General features: G+C 69.5%; 18 protein-coding genes and 1 tRNA gene. 13 read left to right on the top strand and 6 right to left on the bottom strand.

Annotated features, from left to right (window positions below; translation table 11 throughout):
• Positions 1 to 9 precede the first annotated feature (9 nt).
• Genes KF708C_RS34215 through KF708C_RS31290 form a run of 12 tightly spaced genes read left to right on the top strand, consistent with a single transcriptional unit; the run spans position 10 to position 6,538 of the window.
• Positions 10 to 414 (top strand): PRTRC system protein C, encoded by a 405-nt coding sequence (locus KF708C_RS34215; protein WP_063923100.1) that lies wholly within the window; start codon positions 10 to 12, stop codon positions 412 to 414.
• Positions 411 to 1,415: a PRTRC system protein F gene (locus KF708C_RS31335; protein WP_059415547.1), complete on the top strand. Its 1,005-nt coding sequence runs from the start codon at positions 411 to 413 to the stop codon at positions 1,413 to 1,415. Before KF708C_RS34215 ends, KF708C_RS31335 begins: the two co-directional genes overlap by 4 nt.
• Entirely contained in the window at positions 1,412 to 2,125 is a 714-nt protein-coding gene (locus KF708C_RS31330; RefSeq protein WP_059415545.1) for a PRTRC system protein B, read from the top strand. The genes KF708C_RS31335 and KF708C_RS31330 overlap by 4 nt, the downstream gene beginning before the upstream one ends.
• A 2-nt stretch (positions 2,126 to 2,127) precedes the next feature.
• Complete coding sequence (locus tag KF708C_RS31325; RefSeq protein ID WP_059415542.1) at positions 2,128 to 2,913, top strand: PRTRC system protein A; 786 nt, start codon at positions 2,128 to 2,130, stop codon at positions 2,911 to 2,913.
• Positions 2,910 to 3,734: a PRTRC system ThiF family protein gene (locus KF708C_RS31320; RefSeq protein ID WP_063923099.1), complete on the top strand. Its 825-nt coding sequence runs from the start codon at positions 2,910 to 2,912 to the stop codon at positions 3,732 to 3,734. Before KF708C_RS31325 ends, KF708C_RS31320 begins: the two co-directional genes overlap by 4 nt.
• Entirely contained in the window at positions 3,703 to 4,038 is a 336-nt protein-coding gene (locus KF708C_RS31315) for a hypothetical protein (RefSeq protein ID WP_156174032.1), read from the top strand. Before KF708C_RS31320 ends, KF708C_RS31315 begins: the two co-directional genes overlap by 32 nt.
• A 1-nt stretch (position 4,039) precedes the next feature.
• Positions 4,040 to 4,261: a hypothetical protein gene (locus KF708C_RS31310; RefSeq protein WP_059415537.1), complete on the top strand. Its 222-nt coding sequence runs from the start codon at positions 4,040 to 4,042 to the stop codon at positions 4,259 to 4,261.
• Positions 4,258 to 5,247, top strand: coding sequence for a hypothetical protein (locus KF708C_RS31305; protein WP_059415535.1), 990 nt, complete (start codon positions 4,258 to 4,260; stop codon positions 5,245 to 5,247). Before KF708C_RS31310 ends, KF708C_RS31305 begins: the two co-directional genes overlap by 4 nt.
• Complete coding sequence (locus KF708C_RS36180) at positions 5,247 to 5,483, top strand: hypothetical protein (RefSeq protein ID WP_156174031.1); 237 nt, start codon at positions 5,247 to 5,249, stop codon at positions 5,481 to 5,483. Before KF708C_RS31305 ends, KF708C_RS36180 begins: the two co-directional genes overlap by 1 nt.
• On the top strand, positions 5,476 to 5,661 hold the full coding sequence (locus KF708C_RS31300; RefSeq protein WP_059415533.1) for a hypothetical protein: 186 nt from the start codon (positions 5,476 to 5,478) through the stop codon (positions 5,659 to 5,661). Before KF708C_RS36180 ends, KF708C_RS31300 begins: the two co-directional genes overlap by 8 nt.
• Positions 5,658 to 6,239 carry a hypothetical protein gene (locus KF708C_RS31295; protein ID WP_059415531.1) on the top strand — a complete coding sequence of 194 codons (582 nt, stop codon included), beginning with the start codon at positions 5,658 to 5,660 and terminating at the stop codon, positions 6,237 to 6,239. Before KF708C_RS31300 ends, KF708C_RS31295 begins: the two co-directional genes overlap by 4 nt.
• On the top strand, positions 6,227 to 6,538 hold the full coding sequence (locus KF708C_RS31290; protein ID WP_059415529.1) for a helix-turn-helix domain-containing protein: 312 nt from the start codon (positions 6,227 to 6,229) through the stop codon (positions 6,536 to 6,538). Before KF708C_RS31295 ends, KF708C_RS31290 begins: the two co-directional genes overlap by 13 nt.
• Positions 6,539 to 6,550: 12 nt before the next feature.
• Here KF708C_RS31290 and KF708C_RS31285 read toward each other — a convergent pair whose 3' ends face one another.
• The 3 genes from KF708C_RS31285 to KF708C_RS31275 all read right to left on the bottom strand — a co-directional run bounded on the left by KF708C_RS31285 (position 6,551) and on the right by KF708C_RS31275 (position 8,998).
• On the bottom strand, positions 6,551 to 7,666 hold the full coding sequence (locus KF708C_RS31285; RefSeq protein WP_231586649.1) for a site-specific integrase: 1,116 nt from the start codon (positions 7,664 to 7,666) through the stop codon (positions 6,551 to 6,553).
• A gap of 211 nt (positions 7,667 to 7,877) precedes the next feature.
• Positions 7,878 to 7,953, bottom strand: a tRNA-Cys gene (locus tag KF708C_RS31280).
• Positions 7,954 to 8,041: 88 nt separating this feature from the next.
• Complete coding sequence (locus KF708C_RS31275; RefSeq protein WP_059415525.1) at positions 8,042 to 8,998, bottom strand: LysR family transcriptional regulator; 957 nt, start codon at positions 8,996 to 8,998, stop codon at positions 8,042 to 8,044.
• A 313-nt stretch (positions 8,999 to 9,311) separates the two neighbouring features.
• On the opposite strand from KF708C_RS31275, the gene KF708C_RS31270 reads away from it, so the two are divergent.
• On the top strand, positions 9,312 to 10,904 hold the full coding sequence (locus KF708C_RS31270) for an aldehyde dehydrogenase (NADP(+)) (protein ID WP_059415523.1): 1,593 nt from the start codon (positions 9,312 to 9,314) through the stop codon (positions 10,902 to 10,904).
• A gap of 67 nt (positions 10,905 to 10,971) precedes the next feature.
• Here the strand turns inward: KF708C_RS31270 and KF708C_RS31265 are convergent, their stop codons facing one another.
• From KF708C_RS31265 to KF708C_RS31255, 3 genes are all read right to left on the bottom strand, one after another.
• The gene (locus KF708C_RS31265; RefSeq protein ID WP_231586652.1) at positions 10,972 to 11,226 is read right to left on the bottom strand and encodes a hypothetical protein; all 255 of its coding nucleotides are present in this window, start codon (positions 11,224 to 11,226) and stop codon (positions 10,972 to 10,974) included.
• Between the two features lie 223 nt (positions 11,227 to 11,449).
• Complete coding sequence (locus KF708C_RS31260; protein WP_082080154.1) at positions 11,450 to 12,214, bottom strand: response regulator transcription factor; 765 nt, start codon at positions 12,212 to 12,214, stop codon at positions 11,450 to 11,452.
• Positions 12,211 to 14,121 (bottom strand): sensor histidine kinase, encoded by a 1,911-nt coding sequence (locus KF708C_RS31255; RefSeq protein ID WP_059415517.1) that lies wholly within the window; start codon positions 14,119 to 14,121, stop codon positions 12,211 to 12,213. Before KF708C_RS31255 ends, KF708C_RS31260 begins: the two co-directional genes overlap by 4 nt.
• Positions 14,122 to 14,604 lie beyond the last annotated feature (483 nt).

The following is a 14,604-nucleotide window of genomic DNA, read 5'->3' as shown; positions in this document are numbered from 1 at the left end:
GGTGACACCATGCAGGTCAACATTCTCTCGCGCGAGTTTCGCTACAACGGCGTCAAGCTCGCTGACCCGTCCCCCAGCTTCACGCTGGCGCAGGTTCGTGACTTCTATGCGAACACCTACCCCGAGATCGTCAATGCAGAGATCGAGGGCCCGGAACTGCAAGGCGAGAAGCACATCTTCTCGTTCCGACGTGCCGTCGGAACGAAAGGTAACAAGGGTGGTCCGCTGACGCCCGAGGCTATGCGCCACATCGTCGAGGCTGGCGACTTCGTGAAGTCGAAAGGCGACCGCATCGCGCCCGAGCACATCAACACCCCGGTGGCGCGCACTCTGCGGCTCCTTGGCCTGCGGCGTGGCGCGGGCAGTGCCGTACGGCTCTATCCCCTCTCGACTTCCTTGCCGCTGCTCCCATGACTGCGCTCACTCTGCCACGCCTGACCGGCGTGCCCAGCCAGTTCATGGTGCCTGGGGATTCCACGTGGTGCAGTCAGTTGCTGCTCTCTCTCATCGACGACGGCGCGATGCTGCCCGTCGACTTCGCAGGCCGCCCCACCAGTGCCGCGGAGCTGCTGAAGAACGCGTTGCGCAGGCACTGGCTCGAGATCACCAGGGGCGAACGCATCTTCCGCTGGAATCTCGGCGTGCAGCAAATGGAATGGCCGACCACCGGCGACTACGCAGGTTGCCCCTGGCTGGCTATCTACCCACCGCCACCCGACGATGACTGGTTTCCCTGCCAGCCCTATTTCATCGGCCCGGCCATCACCCGGCTGGAATCCATCATGGAAGGACTCGGCCAGACCGTACTAGCCGTGTTCTTTGACGCACTGGTCTATCTTCCCGGCACGCTCTCGCCACGTGACACGTTGCGGCAATGTGCATTCACCCATTGGCATGGGTGCAGCGATGAAAACGAGGCGCTGGCGGAAATGGCCGCGACCGACGGCATCACCGTGGAACAGGCGCGCGAGACCTACGACATACCCAGGCGCGCTGATCTATTTGCCGGCATGCCTGAGTGGGTCCCGACGCCGCGACGCACGTTGACCGACGCACAGGTTCGAGAAGCGGCTGCATGCGATGAATTCGCCAGGCAGGTGATCGGCGCCGTTGACAGGATCGTCCGCATCGTTCACACCAACGGCCCCTTCGCAGACTGCGGTCACGGCGAGTCGGAATGCGACTCCGTGGCGTGGTGTGCCTGGTTCCGCTGGTCCCCCTCGGATGGAGCGCCTCGCATACTGGACGATTGGGCCAACGACGCGATGCAGGGAGAGTATATCGAGGCAGCGACGGCGGTGCCCTGCCTGCCAGGCGAACAATCGGCAGCCACGTGGCTCACGCGCATGCGAGCCACCGCCAAGCTGGCCAGAGCCGTCGAGAACCTTGTCAATCTCATCGGGGAGCGGGCATGAGCAACGTGCACATTGCCACCGGCGGGGACATGGCCTTGCACCTTAAGCAGGCAATACTGCTGTACTGCTCGGAGAACTCGGGAGCTGTCTACGCCACGATCCACGACGTGAATACCGACCGCAAGACACCCGTCCTGCTGGCCGGCCGCGCAATGACACTGCCTGACCTGGCCACCTTCGCAACCGCGGCGGCTGGCCGCACCGCCTATCACGGCTTCATCGACGAGCGGCTCCTCTACGCGGGCCCCAACACCATTGCCTGGCGGACCCCTCCTCAGCGCCGCCACGTCTGGTTCGGCGCCGGGTCCGACCTCGGCGAGGTGTCGGGACCTGCCAACCATCCCGGCCTGGTCTTCGTCGCAACTGGTGAACGCTGGTACGTGTTCGCGCTGCGCGGCACGTTCCGGCCGACACCGGAGAGCCCCGTCTACGTTGCACCCTACTTCAACGTCTGGGACTCGGGCCAGATATGCACCGGCAATGTTGATCTGCCGGATCGCCCGGGGCCGGCCTCAATCGTCGCCTACGAGAACGCTTTCTTTCGCAGCAATTTCACGCACCCCAACCAGCCCCGGCTGGTCAAGCGCCGCGGCGGCGCGAAACAGCTCTGGCGCGATCTGCTGGCCGGCGCCGAATTTCCGATCCGCTGCCTGATCCCTCGCAACGAAACGCTCGCCGACGCTATTGCCCGCGTCACCAAAGGAGAATGACCATGCAAGCCCTGATAACCGAGTTCAACGCGGCGGCGAAAAGCGGCATCGAAACCATCTCTGGAGCGCTGACGCGCTTCGTCGAGGAAGCGGCCAGCAAGGTGGAGGCCGCGCTCCACAACCCGATCGCGGCCTCGCGCGACGATGCTCAGTATCCGCTCGATGAAAAGCTCTGGCAGAGCGCGCCCACCGTCGCCGTGCCGAAATACGCCGAGTTCCAGGCATTGAAGGAAGTCGGCCACCGCTTCCTGGCCACGGCCGAGGGGCTGTATATCGAAGTGCGCCGCCCCTGGCTGCACTTCATCCAGCCCATCGCCCAGCTGCAGGAGAACTCGCCTCGGCCGCCCTACGGCACCGTCGGCAAGAAGGTCGAGTTGGCGTTCCAGCGCCTCGGCGTGGTCTTCCCGCTGATTCGCCAGTTTGTGGAGGCCGCGCGCGCGGCGCTGCCGAACGAGCATGCCGCATGGATCGTCTGGAATTCCCGGACGGGCGATCTCAACTATCGGGAGGTCGATGCCCCCTCCACGAGCCCGAACCACGTCGACATTCGACGGCCGGCGCTGGAGGAATTTGAAAGCCTTGCCTTCGACATCCACAGCCACGGCGACGACCCGGCGTTCTTCAGCCCGACCGACGATGGCGACGATGCCGGCGAAGTGAAGATCGCGTGCGTCGTGGGCGATCTCGGCCCCGGCAAGACACCCAGCATCGTCTTCCGCATCGGCGTGCTTGGTATGACCATGCCGATCAACGTGCCGGCGAGCGCCGTATTCGGGGAAACGAAGTGAGCGGCGTTCACCTGACGCCTTCCGCCTGCCTCAGTCGCGCGACAGAGGTGGTGCTGGTCGGGTGCGGCGGGAATGGCTCGCAAATGCTGACGGGGCTCGCACGCCTGAATCATGCTCTGGTCGCCCTTGGCCACCCTGGCCTGCGCGTGGTGGTCTTCGATCCCGACACGGTAAGCGAGGCCAACATGGGCCGCCAACTCTTCAGCGCGGCCGACGTTGGCCTGTTCAAGTCCGTGGTCCTGGTGCATCGCGTGAATATGCACTTCGGGTTGGAATGGATCGCACGGCCGAAGCGCTGCGAGGCTGGAGAGCTCCACCATTTGCAGGCGGGAACCATCGTCATCGTTTGCGTGGACAGCGCACACGCACGCCTTGCGCTGCATAAGACCATCGTGCGGCGGCGCGACATCTACGTGCTGGACCTGGGTAATCGCTCAAGCGATGGCCAGGTGATTTTCGGCCACACCCCCCTGGACAAGGTACAGATCGCCGAGCGTGGCGAGATCCCGCTCAGGACGATCCACCCCGCAGAAAGCGCGCTACTGCCGTACCCCTACGATCTACTGCCCGAGCTGATCGACACCAGCCGGCCGGACGACGATACGCCCAGCTGCGGCCTAGCCGAGGCGCTCGAACGTCAGGAGCTGTTCGTCAACCAATCCGTCGTCACACCCGCGCTGGCCATCCTGTGGGAATTTTTCCGACACGGCCGCATTACCTGGCACGGCGCCTTCGTCAACCTCAAGACCGGCAGCATGCGGCCGGTCCCCGTCCCTGAAAGGAAAGCTCATGAAACGGATCTCGTGGCCATTCCCGCGTGAAGTGAAGCTCGCCCACGGCGATGCGCGCGAGGGTGGCGACCCGGACCAGTCGCCGGCGCCGGCCGAGCTCTTGCGCCGCCTGCGCGCTGCGGAACAGGCACGCGCGGAGGCCGAGTCGCTGCTCGCCGTGGCGCGCGAGGTGAACGTCGCGCAGGCCGCCCGGATTTTGCGGCTCGAGCAGCTGGCGCGCGTGCTGATAGCCAGCGCACGAAGGAACCCGATGCAGGCGCTCGCGCGCTGGGTAAAGCATGGCCCGGAGTCACACTTCCTCGCTTCGTTCAACCAGCCCGGCCAGGACAAATGACATGAGCAACGAAAATATCATCGGGAAAGCCGAGGCCTGGCGCAATAACGCCGATGGTCCCTACACGTCGAGCGAGGTGGTTGTTTCGATCACGGACGATGGCCAGCCGCGCGACTTTATCGAAATCGGATTCCAGTTGGGCGATCGACGCGACCAGGTATTCCTATGCGCTGATGCCGAGGCGCTGCTGCTGGCGGTCCTGCGAGTTAGGAGCAAGCGATGAGCAACGAGGACAGGAACAGCCGCAACGAGCGAGTGGCCGAGACGCCCGCCCGCGACGTTCTCGCCGGCTACGGTGCTGCGCCGGCGGATAGCCAGGTTGAGGCTACAGCGGCCATTATCGCCGCGCACTTGCTCGGCCAGCCACAGCGCGACGACGTTGAATGGGTGTCGCGCTTGATCCGCGCCATGCTCGCCGCATCGCCTGCCGCCCAGCACCAGAGCGAGCCGATTGCATGGGTGCACGAGGAAGATCCCTCGCGCGCAATCTCGGCATTGCAGAAGGCCGGCATGCTGCGAGATGGTGGCGCCGGCGCTTCGTCGGTCCGTCCTTACTCAATCGCTGCGTTCGAGCATGCCGCCCCGCAACCGAGCGCCAAGGCGCTGGCCCTGGTCCGCGAGAAGCTGGAGCGGTTTGAAGCGTGCGCGGCAGACGATGAGGGCTGCGATATTGGCCGAAAATGGCTTGAGGCGCTGACCACCATTGGATTGCTGTCTCGCACCCAGCACAGCCCCGCCATGTGGTCGCTGACGCCTGCTGGCGAGGCGGTACTGGACACAGGGCAGCCCAGCGAGGACAAGCGCGATGCGGCTGCACGCACGCTGGAGCGCCTGGGCTACACCTACCACGGCGCCGAGCTGTGGGAGCCGCCCATCGGGAGCACAGCAACGCAGCTGCCACGCCACGCGCTGGAGGCGTGGCGCGCCGTGGTGCGGGAGCGCCGCCGCCAGATCGCGGAGGAAGGCTGGACGCCGGAGCACGACGACGAGCACCAAGCCGGCGACCTGGCACGCGCCGGCGCGTGCTACGCGCTGCATGGCGGCGATGATGCTGGCTTCCTGGACTTCCCGCCGCCTCAATGGCCCTGGGCCGCCCCCTACTGGAAGCCCGGTACCCAGCACCGCAACCTGGTGAAGGCCGGTGCGCTGATCCTGGCCGAGCTGGAGCGCGACATCCGCGCCGCAATCGCCAAAGGAGACGGGACGTGATGAAGCAAACTATCCGCACGACAACCCATGCGGTTGTCTCGGTCACGGTGGAAGTAACCGTGGGCAGTTGGGGGCCGGAGTGCGCCCTCTCGCAGGTATATGACCAGGCAGCACGTGAAGCTGTGAACGCGGTGCGCAATGCCATCCATGCAGGCGGCCGCCAGCACAAGGCGCGCGTCGTCAGCATCGAGCGGATCAAGGCCATCACCACCGACACGGAGCACGGACATGGCTGATAGCGTCAACCTGAAACGTGAGGCACTGGCTTTGCTGATCTCTGCGGCGCGCGAGGCATTGGCCGTCATACCGAAAATCCGGCCAGAGGACCACGGTCGCGGTACCGAGATCCGATTGCAAAAGGCGCTGGACGCGGTTGTGGCCAGCGGGCTGGACGTTGCCTGGGAGAAGGAATGATCGTTGACGACGTGATGACCAACCAGATCACTCTGCACGGGCTCGGCTTCATCCAGGTCCAACTGCCCAACAACCAACGCCTGCATGTCTGGCACCCGGAACTGCCGCGCCGGCGCTGCTTCGAGCACTCATCGATTCACGACCACCGTTTCAGCTTCCGCTCGCGCGTGCTGGTCGGTACCCAGGTCGACATCGGCTATCGCCACTATCCCGCGGAGGAGTCAGGCGAATATGTCATGTATCTGCATGAAGGCGCTCGCACAGCCAGGGGTGGCCGCCCCTGGGTACCTGATGGGCGCTGCGACCTGATCCAGGACTATCGTCGTGCCATCGAGGCAGGCAATGAATACCGCATTCGCGCCTATGTCTACCACCGCACGGAGCCCGGAGGGAACGGCAAGGTTGCCACGCTGATGTACAAGTCCGAGGAGTTCCGCAAAGGCTCTCACTCGACCTGCCGCATTGGCATCCACCCGGATGCCGATTTCGACCGCTACCAGTGGTCGCCCTCGCGACTGTGGGAAGTCGTGAGCGATGTGCTGTTGGCCCCCGTCGGAGAAACAAAATGCGCACGCTAGACACCAACGAATGCGCCGAGTTTCTCAAGGTCTGCCGGGAAACGGTATTGCGCTTAGCGCAGGCCGGGGAGATCTACGGGGCTCGCATCGGCCACGCGTGGGTGTTCATGGAGGACGACCTTGTTGAATACCTGCGTCGGGAATCTCGCCGGCAGACGAGCGAGCGGCAGACCCAATCGCGCGTGATGACCGGCTTCCAGACACCACAGCCGACGGTCAGCCCTATACGCCGGCGCGGCCGCAGTCGGGGCGCGCCACCCGCCCTGCCTGAGATTCCCCAGCCTCACCCTTCGGTATAGCCCCAGCTCGCATCACCAGAGGCGAGCAGCCAGATCACTCCCCCTCAGATTTGCATACCGGCGCAAGACGGCTAGCGTCTTGTGTCCGGTGATCTTGGCGATCTGCAGGTCTGTGAGCGTGGTCTTTTCGTAGAGCCGCGACGTGGCCTCGTGGCGCAGGTCGTGAAAGATGAGATCCGGGCACCCGGCCGCGTCGAAGACCCTGCTGAACTGGTTCGATAGCTTTCTGGACACCTTGCCCAGCACGGCCTTGTCACCATCCCACCAGGGAAAGAGCCAGCCACCATCGAACGAGAATCCGGCCATGCCGCGCTCGCCGGCGGCCACCAGCGACTGGTAGCGCTTGATGGCCGCAACCGCCACCGTCGACAACGGCACCGGACGTTTGTCGCCGTTCTTGGTCTTCTCGAGCGCCACGGTTCGCCCCGCCAAATCGACCTGATCGATCGACAGGGTGTACATCTCGCGCAGCCGCATGGCAGTCTCGACAGCGAGAACGAATAGCAGCTCGAGCGCGGCCTGCCAGGGCAACGTCAGCGGGCGCTGGCGACGCCTCGGCCGGGCGCCGGCGAGAACGAGATTGATCTCCTTCTCCTCATGGGGCGGCAAGCGCCTATCTCTCTCCACATCGGCCTTTGGCGCCAGGTCCTGCGCCAAGACGGCCGCCTGGTCCATCTCGCTATAGGTTGCATACCGCCGCGGCAGCAGGCGAATGGGATTCAGAGGAAAGCCGGGCGCCGGGCGCAACACGCACCAGTCAAAGCAGCGCGCGAGAGCGCCCACGTAGTGCCGAATCGTCGACGGCGACAGATTCTCCTCTCGCTTCATCGCCGTCACCCACGACTGCACCCAGCGATAGTCGATGCTGGCCAGCCTGGCGGACGCCACGACATCCTTGCTGGCGAGGGCATTCAGCAACGGACGGTCAGTGATCGAGACGGCGTGATGGGAGACGTACTCCCTGATCGCGTCCAGGCCTGTCACGATGGAGGATCGAGAATCGACGAACTCTTGCGGCACGACACCGGCGTCGAGTAGCCGCTCGAGCCGGGCGACATAGGCGTCGCCCTCGGCCTCGCTGGAGAAGGTAAAGTAGAGCGGCTTGGGCAGCAGGCCCTTGCGGCGCACCACGTATTCCCATGAGCCCGCTGATCTCTGTCTTTTTGTCGCCATCGTTCGCCTGAAATTACACTGGCGTGTATTGCCAAATGGACAATCACACGCGTGGTTCCCCACTCTTTCGGAGTGGTTTCAGGCAGATTTATACCACTGCGCATCACTTTCAGGCGCGACACGCTCCCGCAGGAAATAAAAAAAGCCCTGACTAATCAGGGCCTTATGGAGGCGGGGGGAACGGAATCGAACCGCCGTGTACGGCTTTGCAGACCGTCGCATAACCACTCTGCCACCCCGCCGCCGAGGAGGACGCCGCGCTGCGCGTCCTCGTTCAGTGCGGGGCGCAGTGTATCCGGAAACGGAAAACTCTGCACGGCGCGGCGCGCATCAGGCCGGCCGCGGCGCGCCGCCGGGCCGCCCCGCGAACAGTTCGTCGATCAGCAGGCGCGCGCCCGGCGACGGCGCCGAGCCGGCGCGGCTGACCACGCCGAACGGCTCTTCCAGCGACGGCAGCGTGACCGGCAGGCGCGCCACCAGCCCGAAGCGCTCGCCGAACAGCGCCACCTCGCGCGGCATGACCGCCACCAGCGTGGGGTCTTCCTGCAGCATGGCGAAGGTGGTGAAGGTGGAGGCGGTCTCGAGCGGGAAGCGCGGCGCCTTGATGCCGGCGCTGGCGAGCTCGCGCTCCAGCGCCACGCGCATCGGCATATCGACCGGATAGGCGATCCAGCTCGAGCCGGCCAGCGCTTCGAGCGCCACCGCCGGCGCGCCGGCGAGCGGATGCGCGCGGGCCACCACCACCGACAGCGGCTCCTCGTCCAGGCGCAGGCAGGCGTAGGCGTCGGGCCGGCGGCTCACGCCGCTGCGGCAGATGGCCACGTCCACGCGGCCCTCGTCGACGAGGTCGAGCAGGCGCGCGCTGGTGTCCTCCACCACTGCCACGGACAGCGTCGGATGCTTGCGGCGCAGCGACGCCAGCGCCCGCGTGAGCAGCGGCACCGCGCCCATGATGGTGCCCACCGCGAGGTGCCCGCCGTGGCCCTGCGCGATGGCGGTCATCTCTTCGCGCAGATGTTCGAGGTCGCTGTAGATCAGGCGCGCGTAGCGGATCACGCAGCGGCCCAGGTCGTTGGCGACCAGCCCCTTGGGCTGGCGTTCGAACAGCGGCATGCCGAGCAGGGTCTCGATCTCGCGCAGCACCCTGGTCGCGCCCGGCTGCGAGATGGCGATCTCGTCGGCGGCCTTGTGCAGCGAGCCGTGGCGGTCGAGCTCGATGAGCAGGCGCAACTGCTTGAGGCGCAGGCGCGAGGCGAGGATGTGCAGCGAGGGAACGGTGTGGCTCATGGCGATGGCGGCGCGGGAGGAAACGCCACTATATCGGCTGCGGCGCCCGGCGGGCTTGCCGGGGCGCCCGGGGCGTCCCGCGCCGGGTGCGGGAACCGGCCCCGGGCCGCCGGCCGATGGCGCCTGGCCGGCAGCACCCGACCGATAGCACCCAACCGATAACGCCCGCTTATCACCCCGGGCCGAAACGTCATTGGCCGGGCGCGGCCGCGGCCGCTACAGTCGACGGCCCGGACGCGCGGCCGGCTCGGCCACGCCGCGCGCCTCGTTGCGGATCGCAGCACCATCCCCCCATCCACAGGAGACCATCGCCATGCCGGAAACGTCGGGCTACAACTACATCGGCGGCGAGCGCCGCGCGGAAGGCTCGGCCTTCCTCTACAGCGTCGACGCGGCCAGCGGCGAACGCCTGCCGCTGCGCTTCGTCGAGGCCACGCCGGCGGAGATCGACGCCGCCGCGCAGGCCGCGGCCGCCGCCTTCCCGGCGTTCCGCGCGCTCGCGCCGGGCCGGCGCGCCGAATTCCTCGATGCCGTCGCCGACGAGATCGACGCGCTCGGCGAGGATTTCGTCGAGCTGGTCTGCCGCGAGACCGCGCTGCCGGCCGCGCGCATCCGCGGCGAGCGCGGCCGCACCAGCGGCCAGATGCGGCTGTTCGCGCAGGTCCTGCGCCGCGGCGACTTCCTCGGCGCGCGCATCGACACCGCGCTGCCCGCGCGCCAGCCGCTGCCGCGCCCGGACCTGCGCCAGTACCGCACCGGCATCGGCCCGGTGGCGGTGTTCGGCGCCAGCAACTTCCCGCTGGCGTTCTCCACCGCCGGCGGCGACACCGCCTCGGCGCTGGCCGCCGGCTGCCCGGTCGTGTTCAAGGCGCACATGGGCCATATGGCGACCGCGCAGGCGGTCGCCGACGCCATCCTGCGCGCGGCGGACCGGCTCGGCATGCCGGCCGGCGTCTTCAACATGGTGTTCGGCGACCGCGTGGGCGAGCGCCTGGTCAGGCATCCGGCGATCCAGGCGGTGGGTTTCACCGGCTCGCTGCGCGGCGGGCGCGCGCTGTGCGACATGGCCGCCGCGCGGCCACAGCCGATTCCCGTGTTCGCCGAGATGAGCAGCATCAACCCGGTGCTGCTCATGCCGCGCGCGCTGGCGCGCCGCGGCGCGCAGGTGGCGGCGGAGCTGGCGGCGTCGGTGGCGCTGGGCGCCGGGCAGTTCTGCACCAACCCGGGCCTGGTGCTGGGCGTGCGCGGCGAGGCGTTCGGCGCGTTCGTGGCGCACCTGTGCGCGGCGGCCGAGGCGCAGCCGGCGCAGACCATGCTGAGCGCGGGCGGGCTGGACCACTACGCGCACGGCTCGCAGGCGCTGGCGGCGCACCCGCGCGTGGCGCGGCTGGCCGGCGCGGCGCCGCGCGACGGCAAGGCCGGCGCCCAGGTCTTCAAGGCCGACGCGGCGCTGCTGCTCGCAGGCGACGCGCTGCTGCAGGAGGAAGTCTTCGGCCCCGCCACGGTGGTGGTCGAGGCGGCCGACGCGGCGGAGCTCGGCCGCCTCGTCGACAGCCTGCGCGGCCAGTTGACGGCCACGCTGATCGCGGACGACGACGACCTCGCCGACTGCGCCGCGCTGGTCGCGCGGCTCGAGCAGAAGGTGGGCCGGCTGCTGGTCAACGGTTATCCGACCGGCGTGGAAGTGTGCGACGCGATGGTGCACGGCGGCCCCTACCCGGCCACCTCGGACCCGCGCGGCACCTCGGTCGGCACGCTGGCGATCGACCGCTACCTGCGCCCGGTCTGCTACCAGAACTTCGCCGACGCGCTGCTGCCCGACGCGCTGAAGGATGGCAACCCGCTGGGCATCGACCGGCTGGTCGACGGCGTCCACACGCGCGCGCCGGTGAACCGGCCCGCATAGCGGGCGCCGCGCGGGCGGGGCGGGCGCGTGGCGGCCTGCCCGCCCCACCCGCGCTGTTTGCCCCGCCCTACCCTTCGCCGCGCGTCTTCGCGCGGTTCCAGGCCCGCCCCGCCGCCAGCCCGGCCGCCGTCGGCACCAGCTGGTCCGACAGTTCCGGCGCGCCCTTGTCGTAGGTCAGCAGACCCGCGTGCACCATCTTGCCGATCTGCCAGCAGTGCACGACCTCGGCCTGGTCTTGCGGCCCCGGCCCGGCCAGCGTCACGCTCGGCAACAGATTGCCCCAGGGGTCGCGGGTGATGCGCAGGACCGCGCCTTCCGCCACTCTGCCCAATAGCTCGCCCTGCCTCATCCCTGCTCCATGCTTCCAGTCTCTGGCTCTTGCGGCGTCCGGGGGAATGGAGGATTCCGCCGCGACGGCGCTGCCGCGATGACGCGGCGACGGGCCGTGCCCGTGGCGGAGCAGCATACGAAAATTACCGGCGGCAAGGCTCACAAATGCTCACTGCGGCCCGCCGTGGGCAGCAACGGCCCGCGCCCCGCGGGCACTACGCGCCGTCGGCCGCCAGCCACGGCTGCACCAGCAGGTAGCCGACGCCGCGCACGGTGCGGATGGCCGGCGCGTGGGGCCAGGCCCGCGCGAGCTTGCCGCGCAGGCGGCTGACCGCGACCTCGATGCGGTGCTCGTCGAACTCCAGGTAGTTGCCGCCCAGCGCCTCGACCAGCTGCCGGCGCGTGGCCGGGCACGGCGCGCTGCGCGCGAGCGCCCGCAGCAGCAGGCATTCCACGCGCGTCAGGATCAGCGCGCGGCCGGCCGGCGTGGTGGCGAGCAGGCGGCGCGCGTCGAGGCGCCACGCCGGCGCGCCGTCCGCCTGCGGCGCCGGCCCGGCATCGGGCGCGGCATCGAGCCGGCGCAGCAGGTTGGCGATCACCAGCAGCAGCTCCTCGACCGGCACCGGCTTGACGAGATAGGCGTCGGCGCCGCCGCGCAGGCCGTCGAGCCGGTGCTGCAGCGTGCCGCGCCCGGTCAGCACCACGATGCCGAGCTCGGGCCGCGTGCGGCGCAGGCGCTCGCAGATCGAGAGCCCGTCCTCGCCGGGCAGGCCGAGGTCGAGCACCACCAGCCGGCACGGCTCGCTGGCCAGGTGCGCGTCGAGCGCCGCGCCGTGGGCCAGCCCGGTGGGCGCGTAGCCCGCATGGGCGAGATGGAACAGCAGCTCGGCGCACAGCAGCGCGTTGTCGTCCACCAGGGCGATGGGCGCGCGCGGTGCCGCGGAACTGGCGACAGGCGCGGCAAGGCGGTTACACATCATGGGGCCTCCGGCAGCCACAGCGCGAAGCAGGCGCCCGCGCGCCAGTCCGGCTCGCAGCGCAGCGCGCCGCCGTGCAGCTCGGCGATGCGGCGCGCCAGCGGCAGCCCAAGGCCGAGGCCGGGATGCCCGGCGCGCTCGTCGAACCGCTGGAATTTCTCGAAGATGGCCTCTTCCTTGCCGGGCGGCACGCCCGGGCCGTGGTCGCGGATGCGCCAGGCCACGCCGCGCCGGCCCAGATGGCCGCGAGCGGCGATGTCGATGCGGATGGCCGTGTCCGGGTAGGCGTACTTGAGCGCGTTGTCGACCAGATTGAGCAGCGCGAAATGCATCAGGCGCGCGTCTCCGGCCAGCTGCGGCGGTGCCTCGCCGGCCGGGCCGGCCCGCACCGCCAGCGCGACCCGCGCCGCGGCCTGCGGCTCCAGCGTGGCCAGCACCTGGCGGCTGAGCCCGTGCAGGTCGAAGGGCTCGGCTGGCTGGTGTCCGTCGCCGGGCGCCAGCCGCTCGCGCGCCTCGGCCAGCTCGCTCAGCAGCGTCAGCCGCCGCACGGCGAGGCGGATGCTCTGGTAGCGGCTGTCGCGCTGGGCGCGGTCGGGGCGGGCATCGTCGAGCAGGCGCAGGCTGTGGGCGGCGGCATCGATCACCGCCGCCGGCGTGCGCACTTCGTGCGCCATCATGGCCAGCAGGCGGTCCTGCTCTTCGCGCGCGCCGCGCTCGCGCTCGGTGGCGGCAACGGCGTGGCTGGCCTGCAGCATGGCCTGGTTGCGCTCGCGCTCGGCGTCGCGCATGCGCAGCATCAGCACCAGGTGCAGCGCCAGCACCGCGGGCAGGTCCACGAGCTGCGCGGCCTGCAGCGCGAGCGGATGCAGCGGCACCAGCCCGAGCGCGCCGAGCATGGCCGGCAGCAGCACCGCGCAATACAGCAGCAGCGCCGCCACGATCAGGCGCCCGGCCGCCCCGCCGGTGCGCCACAGGCTGGCGTACACCGGCAGCGAGAGCACGTGGCCGGCCAGCGTGGCCGCGTAGAGCAGGCGCATCGCGGCGGTGAAGTGGCCGGTCGGCGCGGCGGCCACGGCCAGCGCGCCGAGCAGCACCAGCCCCTGGAAATAGCGCAGCAGGCGCGGGGCGCGCTCGCGCAGCTGCAGCAGCCGGATGCGGAACAGGTTGGCGCACAGCGCCTGCAGGGCCAGCAGCGCGTCGGCCAGCGGCTGCGGCACGGCGGGGCCGGCGGGGAACAGGAACTGGCCGGCCAGCCCGCCGGAGACGAACCAGCGCAGCGCGCCGGCGGCCACGAACAGCGCGAACAAGCCGTACAGGCCGCGCCGCGTCACCAGCCAGCCGGCCAGGTTGAACAGCGCCACCGTCAGCATCAGGCCCAGGTACATGCCGGCGCCGAGCGTGGCGACGCCGGCCGCGGCCTGCAGCGCGGGCTCTCGCCACAGGCGCAGCTCGGCCGCCATCGCCTGCCCGGTGCGGATGCGCAGGTACAGCACGTCGCCGGGGCGCGGGCGCGCCAGCCGGAAGACCGCGCCGCGCACGGGCATCTCGCGCTGCCGGAACGGCACGGCGCCGCCGCCGGGGCGCTCGCGCCAGGCGCCGCCGCGGCCCTCGTACAGGCGCACGTCGGCCAGCCCGCCCGGAGACACCTCCAGCAGGTGCCCGCTGTCGCGCACGGCGGGCGGCAGCACCACCCGCAGCCAGAAAGCGTCCGGCGAGCGGCCCGCGCGCAGGCTGCCGCGCAGCGGCGCGAAGCCGCCGGCCGCCGCCACCTGGGCGATGCCGAGGCGGCCGCCGGGGTCGCGCAGCCAGGACACGGCCGTGCCTTGCAGCAGCAGCGGGCCATCGTCGGCCGCCGCGGCGCGCGCCATCAGCAGGCAGACCAGCGCCAGGCCCCGCCACGCCGGCCGCAAGCATCCCGCGCCAACGCGTCTCCTGGCCGGCGCGGCCCCCCACTCCGGGCGGCATCCCAGCCGCCCGGCAAGCCAATCATGAATCATTCCCGAGACAAAGTGCGCGGCACGGCGAATCGGTGATTCCCGGCCACATATACGACAACGGTGAAGCTTCTAGTCTTCCCGCTGCGGCTGGCGCGGCGGGGTGCCCTGTGCCGGGCAGGTCTTTGGTCTTGGCGTGGGCCGCGGGCCGGCGGGATCCTTACCCATCCCTCCGGGAAACCCGGGGCCGGTGCTGCCCATGCCACTCCAGGAGCAGTAAACGGCCTGACGCCGCTCCGGCCCGCCTTTCGCTGGCCGGACCGGGCGCGCGCCGAACCGCTTCCGCGCGGGAGTTTGCCACATCCCGATGACGCGACAAAGGTCGGCTGCCGGGTCCCGCGCCGGCAGCGGCGGCGCGGCGGCGATGATCGGGGCGGTGAAGTGCGCCCTCAGGGAGCG

Origin of the sequence: Cupriavidus basilensis (assembly GCF_000876015.1) — a bacterium.
GTDB classification, from domain to species: domain Bacteria; phylum Pseudomonadota; class Gammaproteobacteria; order Burkholderiales; family Burkholderiaceae; genus Cupriavidus; species Cupriavidus basilensis_B.
Note: the sequence above shows the minus strand (reverse complement) of the source record. Positions and strands in the feature narration are given on the sequence as shown.

What these genes read in the sequence shown, in the direction of transcription:
- KF708C_RS31275 (WP_059415525.1), bottom strand. Translation starts at nt 8,998, where the DNA reads ATGAGCCACACCGTTCCCTCGCTGCACATCCTCGCCTCGCGCCTGCGC.
- KF708C_RS31295 (WP_059415531.1), top strand. Translation starts at nt 5,658, where the DNA reads ATGATCGTTGACGACGTGATGACCAACCAGATCACTCTGCACGGGCTC.
- KF708C_RS31260 (WP_082080154.1), bottom strand. Translation starts at nt 12,214, where the DNA reads ATGATGTGTAACCGCCTTGCCGCGCCTGTCGCCAGTTCCGCGGCACCG.
- KF708C_RS31305 (WP_059415535.1), top strand. Translation starts at nt 4,258, where the DNA reads ATGAGCAACGAGGACAGGAACAGCCGCAACGAGCGAGTGGCCGAGACG.
- KF708C_RS31290 (WP_059415529.1), top strand. Translation starts at nt 6,227, where the DNA reads ATGCGCACGCTAGACACCAACGAATGCGCCGAGTTTCTCAAGGTCTGC.
- KF708C_RS34215 (WP_063923100.1), top strand. Translation starts at nt 10, where the DNA reads ATGCAGGTCAACATTCTCTCGCGCGAGTTTCGCTACAACGGCGTCAAG.
- KF708C_RS31335 (WP_059415547.1), top strand. Translation starts at nt 411, where the DNA reads ATGACTGCGCTCACTCTGCCACGCCTGACCGGCGTGCCCAGCCAGTTC.
- KF708C_RS31330 (WP_059415545.1), top strand. Translation starts at nt 1,412, where the DNA reads ATGAGCAACGTGCACATTGCCACCGGCGGGGACATGGCCTTGCACCTT.
- KF708C_RS31270 (WP_059415523.1), top strand. Translation starts at nt 9,312, where the DNA reads ATGCCGGAAACGTCGGGCTACAACTACATCGGCGGCGAGCGCCGCGCG.
- KF708C_RS36180 (WP_156174031.1), top strand. Translation starts at nt 5,247, where the DNA reads ATGAAGCAAACTATCCGCACGACAACCCATGCGGTTGTCTCGGTCACG.
- KF708C_RS31300 (WP_059415533.1), top strand. Translation starts at nt 5,476, where the DNA reads ATGGCTGATAGCGTCAACCTGAAACGTGAGGCACTGGCTTTGCTGATC.
- KF708C_RS31310 (WP_059415537.1), top strand. Translation starts at nt 4,040, where the DNA reads ATGAGCAACGAAAATATCATCGGGAAAGCCGAGGCCTGGCGCAATAAC.
- KF708C_RS31325 (WP_059415542.1), top strand. Translation starts at nt 2,128, where the DNA reads ATGCAAGCCCTGATAACCGAGTTCAACGCGGCGGCGAAAAGCGGCATC.
- KF708C_RS31315 (WP_156174032.1), top strand. Translation starts at nt 3,703, where the DNA reads ATGAAACGGATCTCGTGGCCATTCCCGCGTGAAGTGAAGCTCGCCCAC.